Below are 19,126 nucleotides of genomic sequence, written 5' to 3' on the forward strand. Positions count from 1 at the left end.
GCTAAAAATACCTCGGGGGAGACGCGCAGCGACGGGGGCAGCCCCCGCCGCGCTCAATTCCAAAACCGCTCCTGAACCATTGCGCGGCGCATGCCGTCCGGCGTTTCGACCTCGACGACCGTTCCGGCATCCCAATGGCTCAGCCGCAGCATTCCAATTGACACATTTGTCGAAAAGTCCGGAGACCACGCCGCCGACGTCACCTGCCCCACCCGTTTACCATCCGCAAAAACCGACCACGGACGGTCACAGGGTGGTACGGCATCGCCCTCGATGGCAATCGGGCGAATCTGTTGCACGGGGCCTTCCTTGGCCACACGCAACAAGGCGTCACGGCCAATGCAGCCGATGGCCGTGTGCGTGTTGCAGAACTTGCCCAGACCACATTCATGCGGCGTGTTGTCGTCGGTCATGTCATTGCCATAAGACAGCAATCCGCCTTCGATCCGTTCGATCAGATTGGGGCAGCCTGCACGCACCTGCAGGTCCTCCCCCGCAGCGAACAGCGTATTCCACAGCGGCATCCCGATGTCAGAGCCTTCGACATAAATCTCGAAACCGCCCTGTTTGGAATAGCCCGACCGCGCCACCGCCAGATCGCGGCCCTGAAACTCGAACATGTCGAACTTGAAGAACCGAATATCGCGTACGCGGTCGCCAAAGACCCGCGCCATCAGCTCATCTGCCTTGGGTCCCTGAATGGCCAACGGCGATACATCCGGCTCATCGACCAGAACGTCCAGCCGATAGCCGTTGGCGATACCCTTAACCCACAGCAACAGGTCACTGTCCGCAATGGATATCCACCAGCGGTCATCGGTCAGTTTCACCGCCACCGGGTCGTTCAGCATCCCGCCGGTTTCATCGACGATGGGTACATAGAAACACTGCCCCGGCAACATCCCCCGCAGATCGCGCGGTGTCAGCATCTGCATCAGCCGCGCCGCATCCGGGCCGCGCAGCTCGACCTGCCGCTCGCATGAGACATCCCACACCTGAACATGGGACTTCAGATGGCGATAGTCAGCCTCGACGCTTTCAAAAACCGTCGGCAACAGCATACGGTTGTAAACGGTGTACCCTTTGACCCCGGCGGCCTCGACCCCATCGGAAAACGGTGTACGCCGCAACCGGCGAGACATGGAAATCTGCGGCATTCAAGCCTCCTTGGGCATAAAGACCAGATCACTGACAGGCGCGGCCGATCCGGTTTCGGTCAGCATCTGGTGTAACTGTCCCCGATGATGGGTCTGGTGGTTGAACATGTGGATCACACACTGCGCGTAAGGCAATGTAACATCAGTCTCTTTTGCCGCTGAGAACCAGGTGAATTCCCCGGTCAGCGGCGCGTCTTCCAGGGAGCCAGCCCAGTCCGAGATACGGGCATCGACGATTTCACACAGGGGCAGCCAATCGGTCAGATCGGTACACAGCGAGACACTTTCGGGGATACCACCGCCCGGACCTTCACCCTTGTCAAAGCGGGATACCCAGATCCAGTTGCCCCACAACAGATGGTTCGCCGTCCCCATGATCGAGCCAAAGAACGCACCGCGCTCCTTGGTCAGGTTCTCAGGCGACAACGCTTGCAGAAACCCCGATAACTGGTTGTTTTGCCATCGGTTATACCGCGCCATTTCTTGTGCGTAGGCGCCGGTGATCATCATTTTGGACCGTGCCAGTCGATCGGGCAGATTTCCGCAGACTTGCCCCCGAAATCCCAAACGCGACCATAGTCGCGCACCTTGGACTTGGTGCCGCGCGCCACAATAATGTCGGGACCCATCCAGTATTTCGAGTTCGAGACCATCACCGGGTGTTCAGGGTCCTTGCCAGCCAACATTTCGATCTCGCCCTGAATCTTGCGGCCAATCACGATCCGACGCTTGTTGCCGTCACGCTCGATCTGGACCGGAGCCCGCTCGGCCCCGATGATCTCGCTCACCAGCATGGTGAACAAACCAGTGGTGCCACCCGCCTGCCCGCTGAAGATTTGCAGCAGACCGTTATAGGCCTTGCCGCTGGCGCGCTCGTCCACATAGGCGGCAACTTTCCACTGGCCTTCTCCCATACGGCCCGGAATATCTACCAGCAGACCCACGTTCAGGCCGGACAGGTCCTCGCCCTCATAATGGCCTTCGTCGATAATGACGCCCATCCATGCGTGGCAATGCCCCTCGGTCGGAGGGTGCGCGCCCAGCGATACAACGCAGGGACAGAATACGTCGCATGAACAGTTCAGGATCAGTTCACCCTTGATGGCCCAGTCTGTCGGACTCATTTCACGCCGTTTGGGATTGGGCATGCGGCTGTCAATGCGTTGGCTGATCGGCAGCCTGTCGGCCTTGGGTTTTCGGTTTTTAGCCATATACTTATCCTCCGTAAGTAAAGGGATAGACCAGCAGGGCAAGCCCCCCTGCGATCAGTGCAAACCCCATTGGCCGCGTGACTGCGTGACCGATTTGAGGCAGTTTTTCCAAAACCATGAACAGTGTCGCGAGGCCCATCCACAACAGGCTCATGACACCTCCAACAAACCCCAGCGCCATGAAGCCCCAGCAGCATCCGACGCAAAACGCGCCCAGCCCCAGCCCCATGCGCAAACCGCCAGCGAACCCGGTTTTCCAATGGCCGAGGAAATAGGTCATCGGTGCGTGACAGACGCCGTGGCAGACCTCTTTCGCGCGGGTGAACTGGAACGCGCCGACCGCAATCATCAGGCCGCTGGCAAACCAGCCGGACTTGGCAATGCCCAACATGTCAACGACACCGCCAAACAGCAGTCCCAGTTGTACTCCGGTGATCAATGCGGCGAACCCAACCCATACGATGAAGTAACCAGCCAGCACGCCGATCCATCCTGCGCGCGTGCCATTGGCGCTGCGGATCAGGTCTTCGTAGCTGCGCAGGGTTGGCACCAGCGTCGGCAGCATCATGGCCGCCATCATGATCGCCCACATCCAGAACAGCGGGCCGAATTCGGCCATGGGCATATACATGTCCATGCGGGGGTCCATGGCGGCCATCGCTTGCCCCATCGGGCCGGGCCGGCCGATCCAGTCCAAATCCATGTCGCGGCTCATGGTGAGCATCATCCACCACGCCCACAGGATCAGAATGAAGAACCCCAGCCACAATCCGCTGCGTAGAACTGCGCGACTCACGCTTCCCTCCCGACTCAGTCCTTGCTTTTCAAATGTCAGACTTTTAAATGTCAGACAAATAAAAATTTCACCGACGGGCTCCGGAATATGAAAATCGACCCTCAGAAACCTGCGGATTTATCAGCCCAGATCGCTCAGGCCATACGCGATGCTATCATATCGGGAGAGTTGATCGTCGACGAACGCTTGCCATCCGAAGCTGAGCTATCCGACCAGTTTCAAGTTTCGCGCCCAACTGTACGCGAGGCTCTCAAGCGTCTTGCGGCACAATCGTTGATCCGCACCCAGCGCGGCGCCAGCGGTGGTGCCTTCGTGAACCGGATCAGCTTTGAAGACGCCTATTCGCAGCAAATTACCACCTCGACCTTGTTGCTGTCGATGAACGCGATCAGCTTCGACACGGCCTGCGAAGCCCGCTTTGCGCTGGAACGCGCCTGCGCCCCGCTGTCGGCGCAGCGCCGAACCGCCGATCAACTGGCCACCATGCGGGCCGAGATTTTCCGGCAGGCGCAACCCGGCCTGACGGATGAGGCATTCTGTTCTTCGGACGTCGCCTTCCACCGTGCTCTGGTTGATGGGGCCGGCAACCCGGTTCTGTCCTATCAACTGGCCGGGGCTGTTGAGGCGATGCAACCCTTGATGAACATGATCACCTTTACAGCGCGGTCCCGCGAAGAGATCATCGGCCTGCACAATCGCATTGCCGACGCGTTGGAGGCTCGCGACGCCGGAAACGTTGACGCCGCATTGGTTGAACTTGAAAACTATACGCGCAAACTGGCGCGGGATGTGGCCCAGCAACATAGCAAGCCAGTGGTGGCGGAGGAATGATGGTAACAGCGCTGAACGTAATCGCCGCTTTGTTGACGATTGGCTTTGGCCTGTTCGGGTTCCTGGCCCCGGCGTTCACCGCCGCATCCTTGGATCTGGCTCCGACCGACAGCAATATGGGTCTCAGCGAGATGCGCGCTTCGGTTGGCGGCTTGTTCGTGGTGACCGGCGCGGCGGTGCTGTGGCTGAACAACCCGATGGCCTATGCCATGCTTGGCGTCGTGTACGCGGGGGCAGCGCTGGGTCGTTTCGTCTCGGTCGTTCTGGACAATCCCCCCATGGTCAAGGCGGTGACATTCGGAGGAATCGAGCTGGCCCTGGCGCTGTGGCTGATCCTGGCGAACTTCAATAGAACCGCCTAAGGATTTGTTTTTAATAGAACCGAACTTCATAAATCCCGGTTTGCATCCGAACGCCTGCTCACCTATATAGGATATGTCCTTCGGGACTATGGACATAAACGCGCTCGTAATAAGCGGATCGGACCCGGGGGCGGTACCCGGCGGCTCCACCAACCATCCTTCGTTTGAGGATTTTGGGGCCGAAATAGGATCGACGAACGTCTAAAGGGGTTAGCTTTGTCTCGGCTGTCTGCCACCGTTATCGGCGAAACTAGTACAATTGCAAACGACAATCGTGCTCCGGTTGCAGTTGCTGCGTAAGCAGTAACAAGACCGAAACTTAAGCCCTTGCGCCTAGCCGCGTAAGGCGGGGTTCGCAGGTACCTGGCAACAGAAACCTGCATTTCCCCCTTATTGTCTGCGGTTTATCTCTGTTCTTGTTCACGTTCAGGGTTTCTTCACCCTTTCGTTTCATTCTCGGCCCAACAGGAAAAGGAGAGCTGGGATGTCACACGCCGATATACTCAGAAACTGGTATGCCGAGGTTTGGGAAAACGGGAACACCGATGCCATCGACCAGTACTTTGCCCCCGACACCATGGCCGAGGGGTTGATCCCAGAAATGCAGGTCGGCGCGGATGACTTTCGCGATCTGGTCATGGCCTTTCGGCATGTGCTGGGGGATATCAAGGTCGATCTTCCGAAGATCATCGAAGACGGTGATTGGGTGTCCGGTATTCTCCACGTCAGCACCACCCGGGCAGATAACGGGGCGCCATTGCAGGCTACTGGCAGCGTCATCGCGCGCATCAAGGATGGCCGCATGGTCGAGGCGTATAATCAGTTCGACTTTATCTCTCTGTTCGAACAGCTCGGGCAATTTCCGCAGGACACCCTGCCCGTCTGCATGACCGGGCAGAGGCTGGATTGGGCGTGACGCACACAACGCAATCTTGACCCCTTTGGCGCTTGATCGTAAGCAAAGGTCATGGGGTAAGATTGCGAACGCCCCGTGAGGCGCCAGCCCAAGTTTCGCATGTATCCGTTTGCATCAGGAGACATGCCATGCCTGCGCCCAATTCAATCACACCGAAACAGTTGCTGCGCCTGATCGGAACTCCGCAGGCGCCGGTCTTGATCGACATTTGCCTGGATCCGGATTTTGAAGCCGATCCCTTTCTGATCCCCGGTTCCGTTCGCCATCCTGCCATGGATATCGATGGCATTGCCCGCAAAGTTTGTGACCAGAACGCCGTCATCATTTGCCAGAAGGGCAAGAAGCTCAGCCAAGGGGTCGTATCCTGGCTGCGCAGCAATGGGTGTAAGGCCGAATTTCTGGAAGGTGGAATGTATGGTTGGCGTGACACGACGGATGCGCCGCGGATACCCGTCTCGGCCTTGCCGAAGCGTGCCGATGGCCGAACCGTTTGGGTAACGCGCCACCGGCCCAAGATCGACCGGATCGCCTGCCCTTGGCTGATCCGCCGTTTCGTGGACCCCGACGCGCAGTTCCTGTTCGTGGCCCCGTCCGAGGTCGACGCCACCGCTCAGGCCTTCGATGCGACCTCATTTGATATCAAGGATACGTTCTGGTCCCACCGAAACGACCGCTGCACCTTCGACACCATGCTGGACGAGTTTCAGTTGCACAGCCCTGCCCTCGACCGGCTTGCCACGGTGATCCGCGCCGCCGATACCAATCGTCATGACCTTGCACCCGAGGCGGCCGGTTTACTGGCGGTTTCAGTGGGCCTCTCGCGCCAATACCGGAACGACCACCAGAACCTTGAGGCAGGCCTGCACCTATATGATGCCCTGTATCGTTGGGCGCGGGACGGTTTCGAGGAACACCACGATTGGCCGACGGATCGCAAATCATGACTCCATCTGTTGCGGAGCTTGTCCGCGTGTTCGGTCGTATCGGCCTGCTATCCTTCGGCGGCCCTGCGGCGCAGATTTCGCTGATGCACCAGGAACTGGTCGAAAACCGCCCGTGGCTGGATGAGCAAACCTATCTGCGGGCCTTGTCGCTGTGCATGTTGCTGCCCGGCCCCGAGGCAATGCAGCTGGCGACCTATGCGGGCTGGCGTCTGCGCGGAGTGACCGGTGGTTTGATCGCCGGGGCCTTGTTCGTGCTGCCCGGAGCCTGTGTCATCGCGATTCTGGTGGGGCTGTACGCCGCCTTCGGTGATCTGCCTTTGGTTCAGGCCGGGTTTCTGGGGGTGAAAGCCACGGTGATCGTGATCGTCCTGCAGGCGCTTCGGAACCTGTCGCGCAAGGCGCTGACGGATACACAGCACCGCGCCATCGCAGGGCTTGGATTCCTCGCCATCTTCGCGCTGAACCTGCCCTTTCCGCTGATCATTCTGGCCGCCGCGATTTGGGGGTACGTCACATTCCAAGGTCAGGCATCAACCGTAGAAAAGCCACCCGCCCCGAAAGCCTCTGGTACGTTCCGAACCGCTGCGTTCTGGCTGGTTTTGTGGCTGGGGCCGCTGGTCGCGCTGAGCGTCACAGGGCAAAAACTGCTGAGCGATCTGGGCTGGTTCTTTGCCCGTCTCGCCGTTGTCACCTTTGGCGGAGCCTATGCGGTGCTGGCCTACATGACCCAGACCGTCGTGGACAAGTACCACTGGGTCAGCACGGACCAGATGATTGATGCGCTGGGTTTGGCTGAAACAACTCCGGGGCCGTTGATTTTGGTGACACAGTTCGTCGCCATGCTGACCGGCCAGATCAATGGCGGCGCGCCACTGGCCATTGCCGCCGGAGCTGTTGCCTTATGGGCGACCTTTGTTCCCTGTTTTCTCTGGATTTTTCTTGCGGCACCGTATCTGGACCAACTGGCCACTCGTCCCAGATTGTCCGCCGCTCTGCACGGGATTACCGCCGCTGTCGTGGGTGTGATTCTCAACCTGTCCGTATGGTTCAGTCTGAACGTTCTGTTCCAGAAAATCCCACAAGCATCATGGGGACCAGTGACATTACCCTGGCCCGACCTGACAAGCCTAAACCTAGCAGCCCTGGCCCTGACATTGCTTGCTGGCCTATTGATTTTTAAGTTTAAATTTGGAATGGCAACAACATTGGCGATCATGGCCGCGATAGGAACGGGACTGTATTTCGTTTAAACAATCCTCACACAGGCGGTCTTTCGTTTCCGATGAAATCCCCTATGCTGAGGGTAACCACTTTTGAGGATGACACATGTCGCAAGACATCGATTATGGGAACCTGATGCACACCGCCATGCGCGGGCTCATCAAGACCGTTCTGACCAGCGTTTCCGATAATGGCCTGCCTGGGGCGCACCATTTTTTCATCACTTTCGACACCCGTCAGGACGGCGTCGAACTGGCCGATTGGCTGCGTGAACGGTACCCCGAGGAAATGACCATCGTTATGCAGCACTGGTTCGAAAACCTTGAGGTTGGCGATGACGGCTTTGCGATCACGCTGAACTTTGGCGATGCGCCGGAACCGCTGTATATCCCCTATGCGTCGATCAAAACCTTCGTCGACCCCTCGGTCGAATTCGGGCTTCGGTTCGAAAGCCCCGACGACGAGGATGAGATTGAATCGATCGTCGAGGACTCGATTGAGGTTGAAGAAGAACCCATGCACCACGACGCCGAGGTGGTCTCGCTGGACAGTTTCCGAAAGTAACCGCCCGGCGCTACTGCTTTTTCAGAAACGTCTCGACCGAGCGTGATTTCACCCCGTTGCGGAACCGCGAAAACGACAGGTTTAGGCCGCCCTCGGCGAGGGTGCGGTCAAATTGCTGCAGCTCATAATCCCCGGTCTCGCCGATAAACAACGAGAACACGGTCAGAGTGTCACCTTCGATCCGGCCCCAGACAAACGGCTCGCCCTGCATCGGGTCCAGCGGGACTTCATGCCCGAACACGTTGCGCTTCATGGCCGCCGAGAAGACGTCACTCCGGTCTGACTGCTTGAAGTCTATCGAGAATTTCTGATCCTTGACCCGTCCGTCCGCCTTGTAGGTTGTGGTCGTCCAGCTGACGTTGAAGCCATTTTTCAACTCTTTAATCGACACGCTCATGTCACGTGGCGTTTCGGTTCCGTCTTCATCCACAACATTGGCGGACCCGACATAGCTGCCCACAAAGGGCGCAATATCCGCAGCGTGGGCTTTTAACCCCGTCAGAGCGAACGAAAACAATATGCCCAATGAAAAGGCAATGATTTTCAGGGGATAAGCTCGAACCAATGTGCCCACCTTAGCCTCCATCAAGTTGATCCGTCTATTGTAGCTGACCCGATAGCGCGCACAATGCGTTTCGGACCGAATTTACCAATCCCTTCCGGCTATACCTCTGGCGCCCTTGAGTTTATGGTGCGCGCAACTGGCCGATTGCACGATGACTTTGTTACGGGTAAACGGCATACGACTGCATACAGACCGGAGTGACAGATGTCCCAAACCCGCACCGAATCCGACAGCTTTGGCCCGCTGGAAGTCCCCGCCGACAAGTATTGGGGCGCCCAAACGCAGCGTTCGATCTTGAACTTTCCCATTGGCTGGGAAAAACAGCCCGTCGCCATCGTGCGCGCGCTGGGTGTGATCAAGAAGGCCTGCGCGATGGAAAACAAGGCCATCGGCAAGCTGGATGCGAAAATCGCGGACGCCGTCATTCAGGCCGCCGGAGAGGTCATCGAAGGCAAGTTTGACGACAACTTCCCGCTGGTCGTTTGGCAGACCGGGTCGGGCACCCAGTCGAACATGAATTCGAACGAGGTGATCGCCAACCGCGCGATTGAGATTCTGGGCGGCGTGATCGGATCGAAAGACCCGGTACACCCGAATGATCACTGCAACATGGGTCAGTCCTCGAACGACACCTTCCCCACCGCCATGCACATCGCCACCGCCATGAGCGTGCGTGACGTGCTGCTGCCTGGCCTTGAGAAGTTCGCCGCGGCGCTGGAGGCCAAGGCGAAAGAGTTCACAGGCATCATCAAGATCGGCCGGACGCACACTCAGGACGCAACGCCGCTGACGCTGGAGCAGGAATTTGGCGGCTATGCGCATCAGATTCGCCAAGGTATTGCCCGCGTCCACGCCTCAATGCCCGGAATTTACGAGCTGGCCCAAGGCGGTACAGCCGTTGGCACCGGTCTGAACACCCACAACGGCTGGGATGAGGCCGTGGCCAAGAACATGGCAGACATCACTGGCCTGCCCTTCGTCACCGCACCGAACAAGTTCGAAGCGCTGGCAGCCCATGACGCCATGGTCTTCCTGTCGGGGGCTTTGGCGACCATCGCGGGATCTTGCTACAAGATCGCCAACGACATTCGCCTGCTGGGTTCTGGCCCCCGCTCGGGTCTGGGTGAGCTGATCCTGCCGGAGAATGAGCCTGGCTCTTCGATCATGCCAGGCAAGGTGAACCCGACCCAGGCCGAGGCGCTGACGCAAGTCGCCGCGCATGTGATGGGCAACGACGCGGCGATGAAATTCGCCGGCTCGCAGGGGCACTTCCAGTTGAACGTCTACAACCCGATGATGTCCTACAACCTGCTGCAGTCGATCCAACTGCTGGGCGACGCCACCGACAGCTTTACCGAGCGGATGCTGCTGGGCATCAAGGCAAATGAGCCGCGCATCGACAAACTGATGAAGGAGTCGCTGATGCTGGTGACCGCACTGGCGCCGACCATCGGCTATGACAACGCCACTACCGTCGCCAAGACGGCGCACAAGAACGGCACGACCCTCAAGGAAGAAGCCATCGCGCTGGGCTTTGTCGATGAAGAAACCTTTGACGCCGTTGTCCGCCCCGAGCAGATGATCGGCCCGAAAGACAAATGAGCAAACCGGTCAATCTGAACCGGTATCGAAAAGAAAAAGCGCGGGCCGAGAAAAAGGCCCGCGCGGACCAGAACGCTGTCAAATTCGGCCGCAACAAGGCTGAAAAGATAGAAGATAAATTCAACCAAGACAAACAGCGCCGCGACATCGACAATCACGAGTTGGACGAATGAGCGGCCGCCCGGTCAAGCGATCTCTGACCCTGAAGGGGCATCGTACATCGGTGTCTCTGGAAGACGAGTTCTGGCAGGCCTTTCGCGACATTGCCAAAGAGAAGGGCATGCCAATCAACGCCTTGGCCGCTGAGATTGATGTAAATCGCGACCCTGAGATTGGTCTGGCCTCTGCCATCCGTGTTTTTATCCTGCACTGGTATCGCGCCTAACCCTTGCGTCCATTAAGGCGATGCGCCTAGAGTGATTTAGAACAAAAGGGGTACACTCATGAACCAGACTGTCCTCGGCCCGGATGGCCAGCCACGCTGTGCATGGTGTCAGGCGGCACCCGAGTTCTTTGAATACCACGACAATGAATGGGGTTACCCGGTGGCTGACGATCGGCGCCTGTTCGAGAAACTGTGTCTGGAAAGCTTTCAGTCGGGCCTCAGTTGGCGCACAATTCTCGCCAAGCGCGAGAATTTCCGTAAAGCGTTTAATCACTTCGATTTCAACGCGGTAGCCGAATTTGATGAATCGGATGTCGAACACCTGCTACAGGACGCGGGCATCATCCGCCATCGGGGCAAGATCGAAGCCGTCATCAACAACGCCCGTCGCGCGCAAGAGCTAATTGCAGCCGAAGGGTCCATCGCCGCTTATGTCTGGCGATACGAAGCTGACAACCCGCCCGAGCCACAAACCGCGTCGACCTCACCCGAGTCCATCGCAATGTCGAAAGATTTAAAGAAACGCGGCTGGAAATTCGTCGGGCCGACCACAGTGTTTGCCTTCATGCAGGCTATGGGGTTGGTGAACGATCACGCCATCGGGTGTTCCATGCGTGAAAAAGCGGCGCAAATGCGCCGCGAATTCACCAAACCGGTTTAGCGCCCCTTAGACCGAGGCGCGGAAGATTTTGTCGATATTGCCGCCAAGCGCGGCATTGAACTCGGCATCCGATTGCTGTTTCGACAGCCCCTCGGTCAGGGCGCGCGAGAACGAGGCGATCATCTTGCCGTTCTGGTTCAACAGATCGCAGGCTTGCTCGGTGGAATAGCCGCCCGACAGCGCCACCACGCGCACGACGCGCGGATGATCGGCCAGTTCGTCATACAGGTTCGCCTGGCTGGGGATGGTCAGCTTCAGCATGATGTCCTGACCTTCGGCCAGTTGGTCGAGGTTCTTCAGGATTTCGGCCTTCAGGATATCCTCGGCCTCGGCTTTGGTGGCTGAGTTGATGTTCACTTCGGGCTCGACAATCGGGACCATGCCCGCCGCGACAACTTCGCGGGCCACGTCGAACTGCTGAGCCACAACAGCGGCAATGCCCTCGGCGTTGGCTTCGTGGATCACCGAACGCTCTTTGGTGCCAAAGACGCCATTCGCCTTGGCCAGAGTATCCGCCAGACCCGGGATCGGTTTCATCATCTGGACGCCGTTGGCTTGATCCTCCAGCCCTTTGTCGATCTTCAGGAACGGCACGATGCCCTTCTGCGACCACAGGTATTCGGCAACCTTGCGGCCGTCGATCTCTTCGCCCAACGTGCGTTCGAACAGGATCGCGCCGATCACTTTTTCATTGGTAAAGTCGTTGGCCAGAATGATACGAGCGCGCATTTTCTGGATCTCGCCGAACATTTCCTCGTCCGAGCTGTATTCCGAAGCCTCAACCCCGTAAAGCGCCAGCGCCTTGGGTGTCGAGCCGCCACTTTGATCCAGGGCTGCAATGAAACCTGCGCCGTTGGACATCTGCTCGCGCTGTTCTGCTTTGGACATATGACTTTCCCGTTCAATGATGATTCCGCGTTTGCCCATCGCATACAGCAAGGCGCGGGGTGATGGTAGGTTGTTAGCGCTCAACCACGCGCACCCAAATGCCGTCTTTTGACCGCACCGTCAGATGTGCCACGGGAACGGGCGTGCGGCCTGCTACCAGCTCAAACCGAAAGTGCCGCAGCAACATCGACAACAACAGCGGCCCCTCGACCATGGCGAACCCGGCCCCGGTGCAGACGCGGGGGCCGGCAGAGAACGGGATATAGGCTTGCCGCTGGCAGGTCTTGCCGTTTTCGGTGCTCCAGCGGGTGGGGTCAAAATCGTCCGGGCGGTCCCAAAGACGCTCTTGCCGATGCAGATGCCAGGGGCTGATGACGATCTGCGACCCTTTGGTGACCTCCCTGCCCCGGAACTGTTCCGGACAGGTCGCCTCGCGCACCATCATCGGCACCGGTGGATACAGGCGCAGGGCCTCGCGGAAAACATCCCGGCTGAGGCGCAGTCTTGACACAGTGGCAAAGCTGGGATCGTCCAGAGCGCACGCCTCGGCGCTCAGCTTTTCCTGCCAATCAGGGTAAAGCGCCATCAGGTACAGGGCCCACGCCAGCGCCGAGGCGCTGGTTTCGTGCCCCGCAAGAAAGAAGATGGCCACCTGATCAACCATCTCTTGCGTATTGAAACACTGCCCGGTTTCGGGATCGGGCGTGGTCATGATCTTGGTGGCAAGATCGTCGGGTGCCTGCCCCAGTGCGATCAGTTCTGCCCTTTCCGCCGTCAGCCGCTTGATCAGCGCCCGGATATCCCTTGCGTTCCGGCGCGTACTCCGCGCGTGCAAGCGCGGCATCCAGCGCGGCACCGGGACAAACGCCGCCAGATTCAGCAAAGGTTGTTGCCGCTGATAGGCTCGAAACTTTTCGAACACCTGAGCGGCCACCTCATGCTCTATCGGGACCGAAAACAGGGTGCGGAAAATAACATCCGCGGCGGCGTGGCTGGTAAGTTCCTCGCATTCGATCACCGTGCCCGCTTGCCCTCGCACCCGCGCAACGCAGGCTTCTGCAGCCTGCAGCATCGCCGGAAAGGTGTCTTTCAGCCGCCCGCCCTCAAAGGCCGGGTCGATGATCCGGCGCTGCCGTTTCCACGTGTCTCCGTTGGTCAGAAAGACCGAGTCACCCAGCAACGGGCGCAACCCCTCGCTGATGCGGCCGGACTTGGGAAAATCGTCGGGGCGTTTCTTGAGAACCGTGTCCACAAGCTCTGGCTGGTTCATCATGTAGGATCGGAAGAACGGCGTACGAAACTCGGCCATCCACGCGCGGTAGAGCCGCTGCGGTTGCGCCGACAACAAATCCTTGCGGAACAGTTTCAGGTAGCGCCACAACGAAACCTTGTCCGGACGGGGCGTTGGCTTTGGCGGCTTCATTTTCGCACCGACCTGTATTTTGAGATTGGCTGCTCGATCCGTGATTTCGAAGGTGCGCGCCCGTTAAACCGTTGGCCCAGAGTCAAAGGGCCTGCGGTGATACGGAAATAATCATAATCTCTGGGGCGATCAAACGCGCAGAGATACTGGAAGTGCAGCCGGAAAAAGCGCCAGCGCAGCTCTTGCCAGCGCTCCGGTGACAGGGTTTGCGTGAAAGCGGCTGACAGGATCAGTGGCCAGCGTTTCTGGTCGGTCGCAACACCGCTGACACCCACCGGATCACATAGGGCAAACGCGCAGCCATCACCCGGCGCCGACACGTCCACCCAGGTGATGTCAGATTGCTCGGACAGGAATTGCAGATCGGTACGCAGGTCCTCGGCCTCGGGCAGAAACGAAACCATGGGCACCACCTGCCCCAAAGTCAGAAAAGACAGCGCCGGGCGGGCATGGGCCAGCCCGCCTTCGCGGCCCAGGTCGGCCAGAACCGTCACCCCGAGATGCGCGCCCGAGGAATGGCCGACGACCAGAACCTCATCCACATCGGCCGCAAGCGCGTGCCGAATATGGGAGGTGAACACCTGCAACCGGGTCTTCAGTTCCACCGGAACAGCGCCCTTCTGCGCGGCGGAATAGGCGTAATCGTGCATCAGGTAATAGACAAACAGACGGTTGTCGATTTTGCGGAACCAATGCAGCAGGGTAAATGCGGCGGCAATCGCGGGCACCACGGCCAGCCACCCCGCTATGGACCAAAGCAGCGCGGCCACGGCCCAGGCTACCAAAAGCGCCACTGCCAATTGCGTAATGAGCATTCCAACGGGGTAAAGCGCGGCGATCACCGGCCCCTTGCGCAGCCGCATCAGACGCCACAATGCACCGGACCCGATATAGGTCCATGCCGTCCGCAACAGTTGCAGATAGGTCGCGGGGATCGAATTCGACATGCTGTCGCGGACGATATCCGACCAAACCAGAACGTCGATATCCACCTCGATGTCGGCACCGTCCTGATGCGAACGGACGCGCCAGCCATAAGGTCCCTCAGCCGATTTTGGCGAAATCGAGATCTCATACCCGGAAACACCGGCCTGCGCCCGGCTTTCCTTGCGATACAGCTCGCGATATCGGCGCGGATGAATCGGATCATAGCCGGGGATGTAAAACACCCGGCGCCGGCGCACCCGAGGCTGATTTGTATGACTGCTCATGCCCTTACCTTCTGCGGCGCAGATTAGCGCAGCATTACCGTCAAGGTAAGTCGGATCAGCACATCATCCGAAATTGGCAAGCGCCGGGAAGGTCTCTAGCAGCCACCAGCTGAATTCGGTGAACAGGCCGGTGATCAGCATGATGCCGACGAACAGCAGCAAACCGCCCATGACCTTTTCGATCGTTCCCATGTGAGGCTTGATCCGGTTCATCACCGACATCGACCGATTCAGGAACATCGCCGCCAGCAGGAAAGGAATACCCAGGCCTGCGGCGTACACGCCCAGCAACAAGGTGCCACGCGCGACCGAGGCCTCGGACGCCGCAAGCGACAGAATTGCGCCAAGCTGCGGGCCGATGCACGGCGTCCAGCCGAATGCGAAGGCCAGACCCAGGATATAGGCACCAAAGACCGAACCACCGGAATCGCCCGCGTCGATCCGCGCTTCGCGGTCCAGGAAGGGGATGCGGAACACGTTCAGGAAATGCAGGCCAAAGACGATCACCACCGCACCGGACAGTTTAGCAAACAGGACCTGATTCTGCAGTACAAAAGCCCCGAAGGCCGAAGCCGTGAACCCCAGCAGCAGGAACACCGTCGACAGGCCCAGCACAAAGAACAGTGCGGACAGAGTCGCCTTGCGCCGCGCCGCGGCCTCATCCTGCATCTCGTTGATCGTCACGCCACTCATATACGCCAGATAAGGCGGCACGATGGGCAGCACGCAGGGCGACAGAAAGCTGATCAGCCCGCCCAGCATCGCGATGAACATGGCGGGCAGCAGGCCCGCGTCGATGATATCAATTCCGAACATGGATCAGCACATAGGGTATCACATCAGCCGCGTCACGGGGCCATTCGGTCACATCCCCGTGCGTAGGCGCTGGACAGTCAGGCAAAGTGGAAATATCTCAACCTCATGTCAAATCCCACCGAAACGCTCGACGCGCTGGGTCTGTTGTGCCCTTTGCCCGTCCTGAAAGCCAGAAAACGCCTTAAATCCATGCCCGCAGGGGCGGTTTTGCGCGTATTGGCCGACGATCCCGCTGCCGTTATCGACGTTCCGCATTTCTGCGCCGAAAGCGGACACCAGTTGTTGTCGCAACAGGACGCGGACGGGCATCAAGTCTACCTCATCCAAAAAGCAGGCTGAGGCGGAAACGCATCCGTATCAAAAAAGGCGGGTCCGAAGCCCGCCTTTTCCATTTATTGTCCCAATGACCACCAGCCACGCCGTTTCGGCTTGTCGGGTTCGCTGGGCTGTTCGGGCTCTTCCGCCACAACCTCAAGCACCGGTTCGGGGGTCTCCTCGACCACCTCTTCCACGGTGGCTTCAACCTCGACCGTTTCCACAACCTCAACCGCGTCCGCAGTTTCAGCAACGGGTTCAGCCACCTCTTCGGGTGCTGGTTCGCTGGTCTCTTGCGCTTCAGGCTCAGAGGTCTCTGCCGCAGCCTCAACAGGTTCGGGCTGTTCGCCTACCTGCTCTGCCTCGGACTCAGCTTCCGCGGCAGCAGTTTCCTCTGTCGCCTCAGCCACGGCCTCAACCGGGCTTTCTTCGGCCGCCTCGACAGGTTCCACGTCCTTCTTCTTGCGGCGTGGGGCGCGGCGACGCTTGGGCTTTTCGATCTTCTCTTCCGAAGCAGCTTCTTCCGCCTCGGGCTCGGACGCGGGTTCTTCATCCGCCTCAGCAGACGCCTCTTCCTCAGTCGTGGCCTCAGGCGCATCACCAACAGCACCGCCCTTCTTGCGGCGGCGGCGGCGACGCTTGCGCTTGGGTTTGGTCTCTTCTTCGGCCTGAACGGCTTCTTCGACGACGGCTTCTTCTTCGTCAGCGTCCACCAAATCCATCAGCGAGGCATCCACCGACACAACCGGCGCGCTGGCCTCGGGCACGGAACGGCTGGCGGTCTTGAATTTCTCCATCGAGAAATCAGGGCTGACCAGATGCACATCACCCTCAACCCGAACCGACAGGCCATAGCGGGCTTCGATCTGCGCGATATGCTCGCGTTTCTGGTTCATCAGGAAATTGGCAATGCTGACCGGGCAGCGCACCAGAACCTCGCGCGAGCGGCGGCGGGTGCCTTCCTCTTCGATCTGACGCAGAATGGTCAGCGCCATGTTGTCATCCGAACGGATCAGACCGGTGCCGTGACAAGACGGGCAAGGCTGCGTCGTCGCCTCAAGCATACCGGGGCGCAAACGCTGGCGGCTCATCTCCATCAGGCCAAAGCCGGAAATGCGGCCAACCTGAATGCGTGCCCGGTCGGTCTTCAGCTTTTCCTTCAAGCGCTTTTCGACGGCCGCGTTGTTCTTGCGCTCGTCCATATCGATGAAGTCGATGACGATCAGACCAGCGAGGTCGCGCAGACGTAACTGACGCGCCACTTCTTCGGCGGCCTCAAGGTTGGTCTTGAGCGCGGTTTCCTCGATCGACCCTTCCTTGGTGGCCCGGCCCGAGTTCACGTCGATCGCCACCAGCGCTTCGGTCACACCAATCACGATGTACCCGCCGGATTTCAGCTGCACGGTCGGGTTGAACATGCCGGTCAGGTAGCTTTCCACCTGATAGCGCGCGAACAGCGGCAGCGCGTCCTCATACCGTTTCACGTTCTTGGCGTGGGACGGCATGATCATCTTCATGAAGTCCTTGGCAATGCGGTAGCCGCCCTCGCCCTCAACCAGAACCTCGTCGATGTCGCGATTATACAAGTCGCGGATCGAGCGTTTGATCAGGTCGCCTTCTTCATAGATTTTCGCAGGCGCGATGGATTGCAGCGTCAGTTCGCGAATCTGCTCCCACATGCGCTGCAGGTATTCATAGTCGCGCTTGATCTCGGATTTCGTGCGCTTTGCACCCGCGGTCCGGATGATCAGGCCCGCACCGGTGGGAACGTCGATTTCCGAGGCGATTTCTTTCAGTTTCTTACGATCCGGCGCGTTGGTGATCTTGCGGCTGATCCCGCCGCCACGCGCGGTGTTGGGCATCAGAACGCAGTAGCGACCGGCCAGCGACAGGTAAGTGGTCAGCGCTGCACCCTTGTTGCCGCGCTCTTCCTTGACAACCTGCACCAGCAGGACCTGACGAACCTTGATGACTTCCTGAATCTTGTAGCGACGCGGGCGCGGCTTGCGCGGCGGACGAATGTCCTCGCTGTCATCTTCGTCGGCGACCGACTCAATGCTGTCATCCTTGGCGGACGCATCCGGGCGGGGCTCTTCCTCGGCCTCGTCGTCGGCCTCAGTTTTGTTCTCGTCTGCTGCGGCCTCTTCCGCCGGTGCGTCCTCGGCAGCGCCCGCGTCATCTGCGGAAGATGCCTCAACCGCTTCACCCTCGGGCTCTTCCGTTTCCGCAGAAGCCTCCTCCGACGGTTCAGTCACGCCTTCTTCGGCCTCAGCGGCGGGTTCTTCCGCAGCCACAGCTTCCTCAGCGGGGGTTTCACCCTCCTCCGGCGCCTCGTCCGAGGGCTCTTCGACCGGGGTCTCAGCAACGTGGTCCATCGGAGAGGTGCCTTCGGGAACCGACAGATCAGCCCCCTCTTCGCCTTCATCCAGATCGATCGTTTCCATGCCCGAAGGCTCGGAGGAAACCTCGATCGTTTCGACCGGATCGTCCGATTTCACATCCGCTGCCTTGGTGCGCGACCGTGAACGGCGCTTTTTGGGCTTGGCTTCTTCGGCCTCATCCCGCGCTTTCATCGCCTCGGCATAGGCGCGCTCTTCTTCCATGAGCGCTTCGCGGTCAGCGACCGGGATCTGGTAATAATCCGGGTGAATTTCCGAAAACGCGAGGAAACCATGCCGGTTCCCGCCATAGTCCACAAAAGCCGCCTGCAGCGACGGTTCGACCCGTGTTACCTTTGCGAGATAGATGTTGCCAGCAAGCTGGCGTTTGTTTTCGGATTCAAAGTCGAACTCCTCAACCTTGTTTCCGTCGACCACCACAACGCGGGTTTCCTCCGCGTGGGTGGCATCGATAAGCATTTTCTTAGCCATTTGTCCTTGGTGCACCGCGCCAAACGCGTTGTCCTGACCCGTCCGGGCGGACAGGCGCTTTTGGGGTGGTGTCTTGTCAGGGCGATATCGGACGGCGCGCGGCAGGGTCTGGCGCTGTGGCCCCCTGCCCGTACTCTCGATCGTTGCGCGCGCGTCATCGCGGTTCTTCTCCGACAGGCGCGGTTCGCCGCGTCCTGCCCATTTGTTCCTTTCGCCCGCATAAACGGGCTCAGGCGTTCATCTGCCCCAATCTGGGGCACAATCGGTCTGCTTTGCCTCGTGGGATTGTCACCATCCGCGGCATAGCAGCGAAACTCAAAGATTCGGGGCTTAGGGGCACAAAAAGGCCCAGCCCGTCCGGACACAATAAAAGCAGTCCTGTGGAAAA

The 19,126-nt window shown here is 59.2% G+C and carries 21 protein-coding genes and 1 other RNA gene; 12 read left to right on the forward strand and 10 right to left on the reverse strand.

Annotated features, from left to right (window positions below):
- Window positions 1-53: 53 nt before the first annotated feature.
- Genes ACR0NT_RS00800 through ACR0NT_RS00815 form a run of 4 tightly spaced genes read right to left on the reverse strand, consistent with a single transcriptional unit; the run spans window position 54 to window position 3,164 of the window.
- On the reverse strand, window positions 54-1,157 hold the full coding sequence (locus ACR0NT_RS00800) for a dimethylsulfoniopropionate demethylase (protein ID WP_170671389.1): 1,104 nt from the start codon (window positions 1,155-1,157) through the stop codon (window positions 54-56).
- Entirely contained in the window at window positions 1,158-1,664 is a 507-nt protein-coding gene (locus tag ACR0NT_RS00805) for a DinB family protein (protein ID WP_170442970.1), read from the reverse strand.
- Window positions 1,664-2,368 (reverse strand): DUF1326 domain-containing protein, encoded by a 705-nt coding sequence (locus ACR0NT_RS00810; protein ID WP_170671387.1) that lies wholly within the window; start codon window positions 2,366-2,368, stop codon window positions 1,664-1,666. Before ACR0NT_RS00810 ends, ACR0NT_RS00805 begins: the two co-directional genes overlap by 1 nt.
- Window positions 2,369-2,372: 4 nt before the next feature.
- Window positions 2,373-3,164, reverse strand: coding sequence for a DUF2182 domain-containing protein (locus tag ACR0NT_RS00815; RefSeq protein WP_480442531.1), 792 nt, complete (start codon window positions 3,162-3,164; stop codon window positions 2,373-2,375).
- An 87-nt stretch (window positions 3,165-3,251) separates the two neighbouring features.
- On the opposite strand from ACR0NT_RS00815, the gene ACR0NT_RS00820 reads away from it, so the two are divergent.
- The 7 genes from ACR0NT_RS00820 (at window position 3,252) to ACR0NT_RS00850 (ending at window position 8,002) form a co-directional block, all read left to right on the forward strand.
- A complete protein-coding gene (locus ACR0NT_RS00820) occupies window positions 3,252-3,995 on the forward strand; it encodes a FadR/GntR family transcriptional regulator (RefSeq protein ID WP_170671385.1) in 744 nt (247 codons plus the stop codon).
- Window positions 3,995-4,357: a DUF4345 family protein gene (locus ACR0NT_RS00825; protein WP_170671599.1), complete on the forward strand. Its 363-nt coding sequence runs from the start codon at window positions 3,995-3,997 to the stop codon at window positions 4,355-4,357. Before ACR0NT_RS00820 ends, ACR0NT_RS00825 begins: the two co-directional genes overlap by 1 nt.
- A 36-nt stretch (window positions 4,358-4,393) precedes the next feature.
- Window positions 4,394-4,741: a transfer-messenger RNA gene (ssrA, locus tag ACR0NT_RS00830) on the forward strand.
- A gap of 100 nt (window positions 4,742-4,841) precedes the next feature.
- Window positions 4,842-5,273, forward strand: a complete 432-nt coding sequence (locus tag ACR0NT_RS00835) for an ester cyclase (RefSeq protein ID WP_170671383.1) — start codon at window positions 4,842-4,844, stop codon at window positions 5,271-5,273.
- 128 nt (window positions 5,274-5,401) lie between these two features.
- Window positions 5,402-6,217: a sulfurtransferase/chromate resistance protein gene (locus ACR0NT_RS00840; RefSeq protein ID WP_170671381.1), complete on the forward strand. Its 816-nt coding sequence runs from the start codon at window positions 5,402-5,404 to the stop codon at window positions 6,215-6,217.
- Entirely contained in the window at window positions 6,214-7,467 is a 1,254-nt protein-coding gene (chrA, locus tag ACR0NT_RS00845) for a chromate efflux transporter (RefSeq protein ID WP_170671379.1), read from the forward strand. The genes ACR0NT_RS00840 and chrA overlap by 4 nt, the downstream gene beginning before the upstream one ends.
- A gap of 76 nt (window positions 7,468-7,543) precedes the next feature.
- On the forward strand, window positions 7,544-8,002 hold the full coding sequence (locus tag ACR0NT_RS00850) for a ClpXP protease specificity-enhancing factor SspB (protein WP_170442595.1): 459 nt from the start codon (window positions 7,544-7,546) through the stop codon (window positions 8,000-8,002).
- A gap of 10 nt (window positions 8,003-8,012) precedes the next feature.
- Here ACR0NT_RS00850 and ACR0NT_RS00855 read toward each other — a convergent pair whose 3' ends face one another.
- Window positions 8,013-8,543, reverse strand: coding sequence for a hypothetical protein (locus ACR0NT_RS00855; RefSeq protein ID WP_480442664.1), 531 nt, complete (start codon window positions 8,541-8,543; stop codon window positions 8,013-8,015).
- 228 nt (window positions 8,544-8,771) lie between these two features.
- On the opposite strand from ACR0NT_RS00855, the gene fumC reads away from it, so the two are divergent.
- The 4 genes from fumC to ACR0NT_RS00875 are packed head-to-tail and all read left to right on the forward strand — an operon-like array spanning window position 8,772 to window position 11,215.
- Window positions 8,772-10,169: a class II fumarate hydratase gene (gene fumC / locus ACR0NT_RS00860; RefSeq protein ID WP_170671377.1), complete on the forward strand. Its 1,398-nt coding sequence runs from the start codon at window positions 8,772-8,774 to the stop codon at window positions 10,167-10,169.
- Window positions 10,166-10,342, forward strand: coding sequence for a DUF4169 family protein (locus tag ACR0NT_RS00865; RefSeq protein WP_170442589.1), 177 nt, complete (start codon window positions 10,166-10,168; stop codon window positions 10,340-10,342). The genes fumC and ACR0NT_RS00865 overlap by 4 nt, the downstream gene beginning before the upstream one ends.
- A complete protein-coding gene (locus tag ACR0NT_RS00870; protein WP_170442587.1) occupies window positions 10,339-10,554 on the forward strand; it encodes a ribbon-helix-helix domain-containing protein in 216 nt (71 codons plus the stop codon). The genes ACR0NT_RS00865 and ACR0NT_RS00870 overlap by 4 nt, the downstream gene beginning before the upstream one ends.
- Window positions 10,555-10,612: 58 nt before the next feature.
- The gene (locus ACR0NT_RS00875; protein ID WP_170442585.1) at window positions 10,613-11,215 is read left to right on the forward strand and encodes a DNA-3-methyladenine glycosylase I; all 603 of its coding nucleotides are present in this window, start codon (window positions 10,613-10,615) and stop codon (window positions 11,213-11,215) included.
- 6 nt (window positions 11,216-11,221) lie between these two features.
- Here ACR0NT_RS00875 and ACR0NT_RS00880 read toward each other — a convergent pair whose 3' ends face one another.
- The 4 genes from ACR0NT_RS00880 to ACR0NT_RS00895 form a co-directional block, all read right to left on the reverse strand.
- Entirely contained in the window at window positions 11,222-12,103 is an 882-nt protein-coding gene (locus ACR0NT_RS00880; protein WP_170442583.1) for a fructose bisphosphate aldolase, read from the reverse strand.
- A gap of 73 nt (window positions 12,104-12,176) precedes the next feature.
- Window positions 12,177-13,526, reverse strand: coding sequence for a cytochrome P450 (locus tag ACR0NT_RS00885; RefSeq protein ID WP_170442581.1), 1,350 nt, complete (start codon window positions 13,524-13,526; stop codon window positions 12,177-12,179).
- A complete protein-coding gene (locus ACR0NT_RS00890; RefSeq protein WP_170442579.1) occupies window positions 13,523-14,737 on the reverse strand; it encodes a hypothetical protein in 1,215 nt (404 codons plus the stop codon). Before ACR0NT_RS00890 ends, ACR0NT_RS00885 begins: the two co-directional genes overlap by 4 nt.
- Before the next feature lie 63 nt (window positions 14,738-14,800).
- The gene (locus ACR0NT_RS00895) at window positions 14,801-15,553 is read right to left on the reverse strand and encodes a cytochrome c biogenesis CcdA family protein (protein WP_170442577.1); all 753 of its coding nucleotides are present in this window, start codon (window positions 15,551-15,553) and stop codon (window positions 14,801-14,803) included.
- Between the two features lie 105 nt (window positions 15,554-15,658).
- Here ACR0NT_RS00895 and ACR0NT_RS00900 point away from each other — a divergent pair, with 105 nt between their 5' ends.
- Entirely contained in the window at window positions 15,659-15,892 is a 234-nt protein-coding gene (locus ACR0NT_RS00900; protein ID WP_170442575.1) for a sulfurtransferase TusA family protein, read from the forward strand.
- Between the two features lie 53 nt (window positions 15,893-15,945).
- Here ACR0NT_RS00900 and ACR0NT_RS00905 read toward each other — a convergent pair whose 3' ends face one another.
- Entirely contained in the window at window positions 15,946-18,738 is a 2,793-nt protein-coding gene (locus ACR0NT_RS00905; RefSeq protein ID WP_170671375.1) for a ribonuclease E/G, read from the reverse strand.
- Window positions 18,739-19,126 lie beyond the last annotated feature (388 nt).

It is taken from the genome of Ruegeria sp. AB10 (assembly GCF_056542745.1).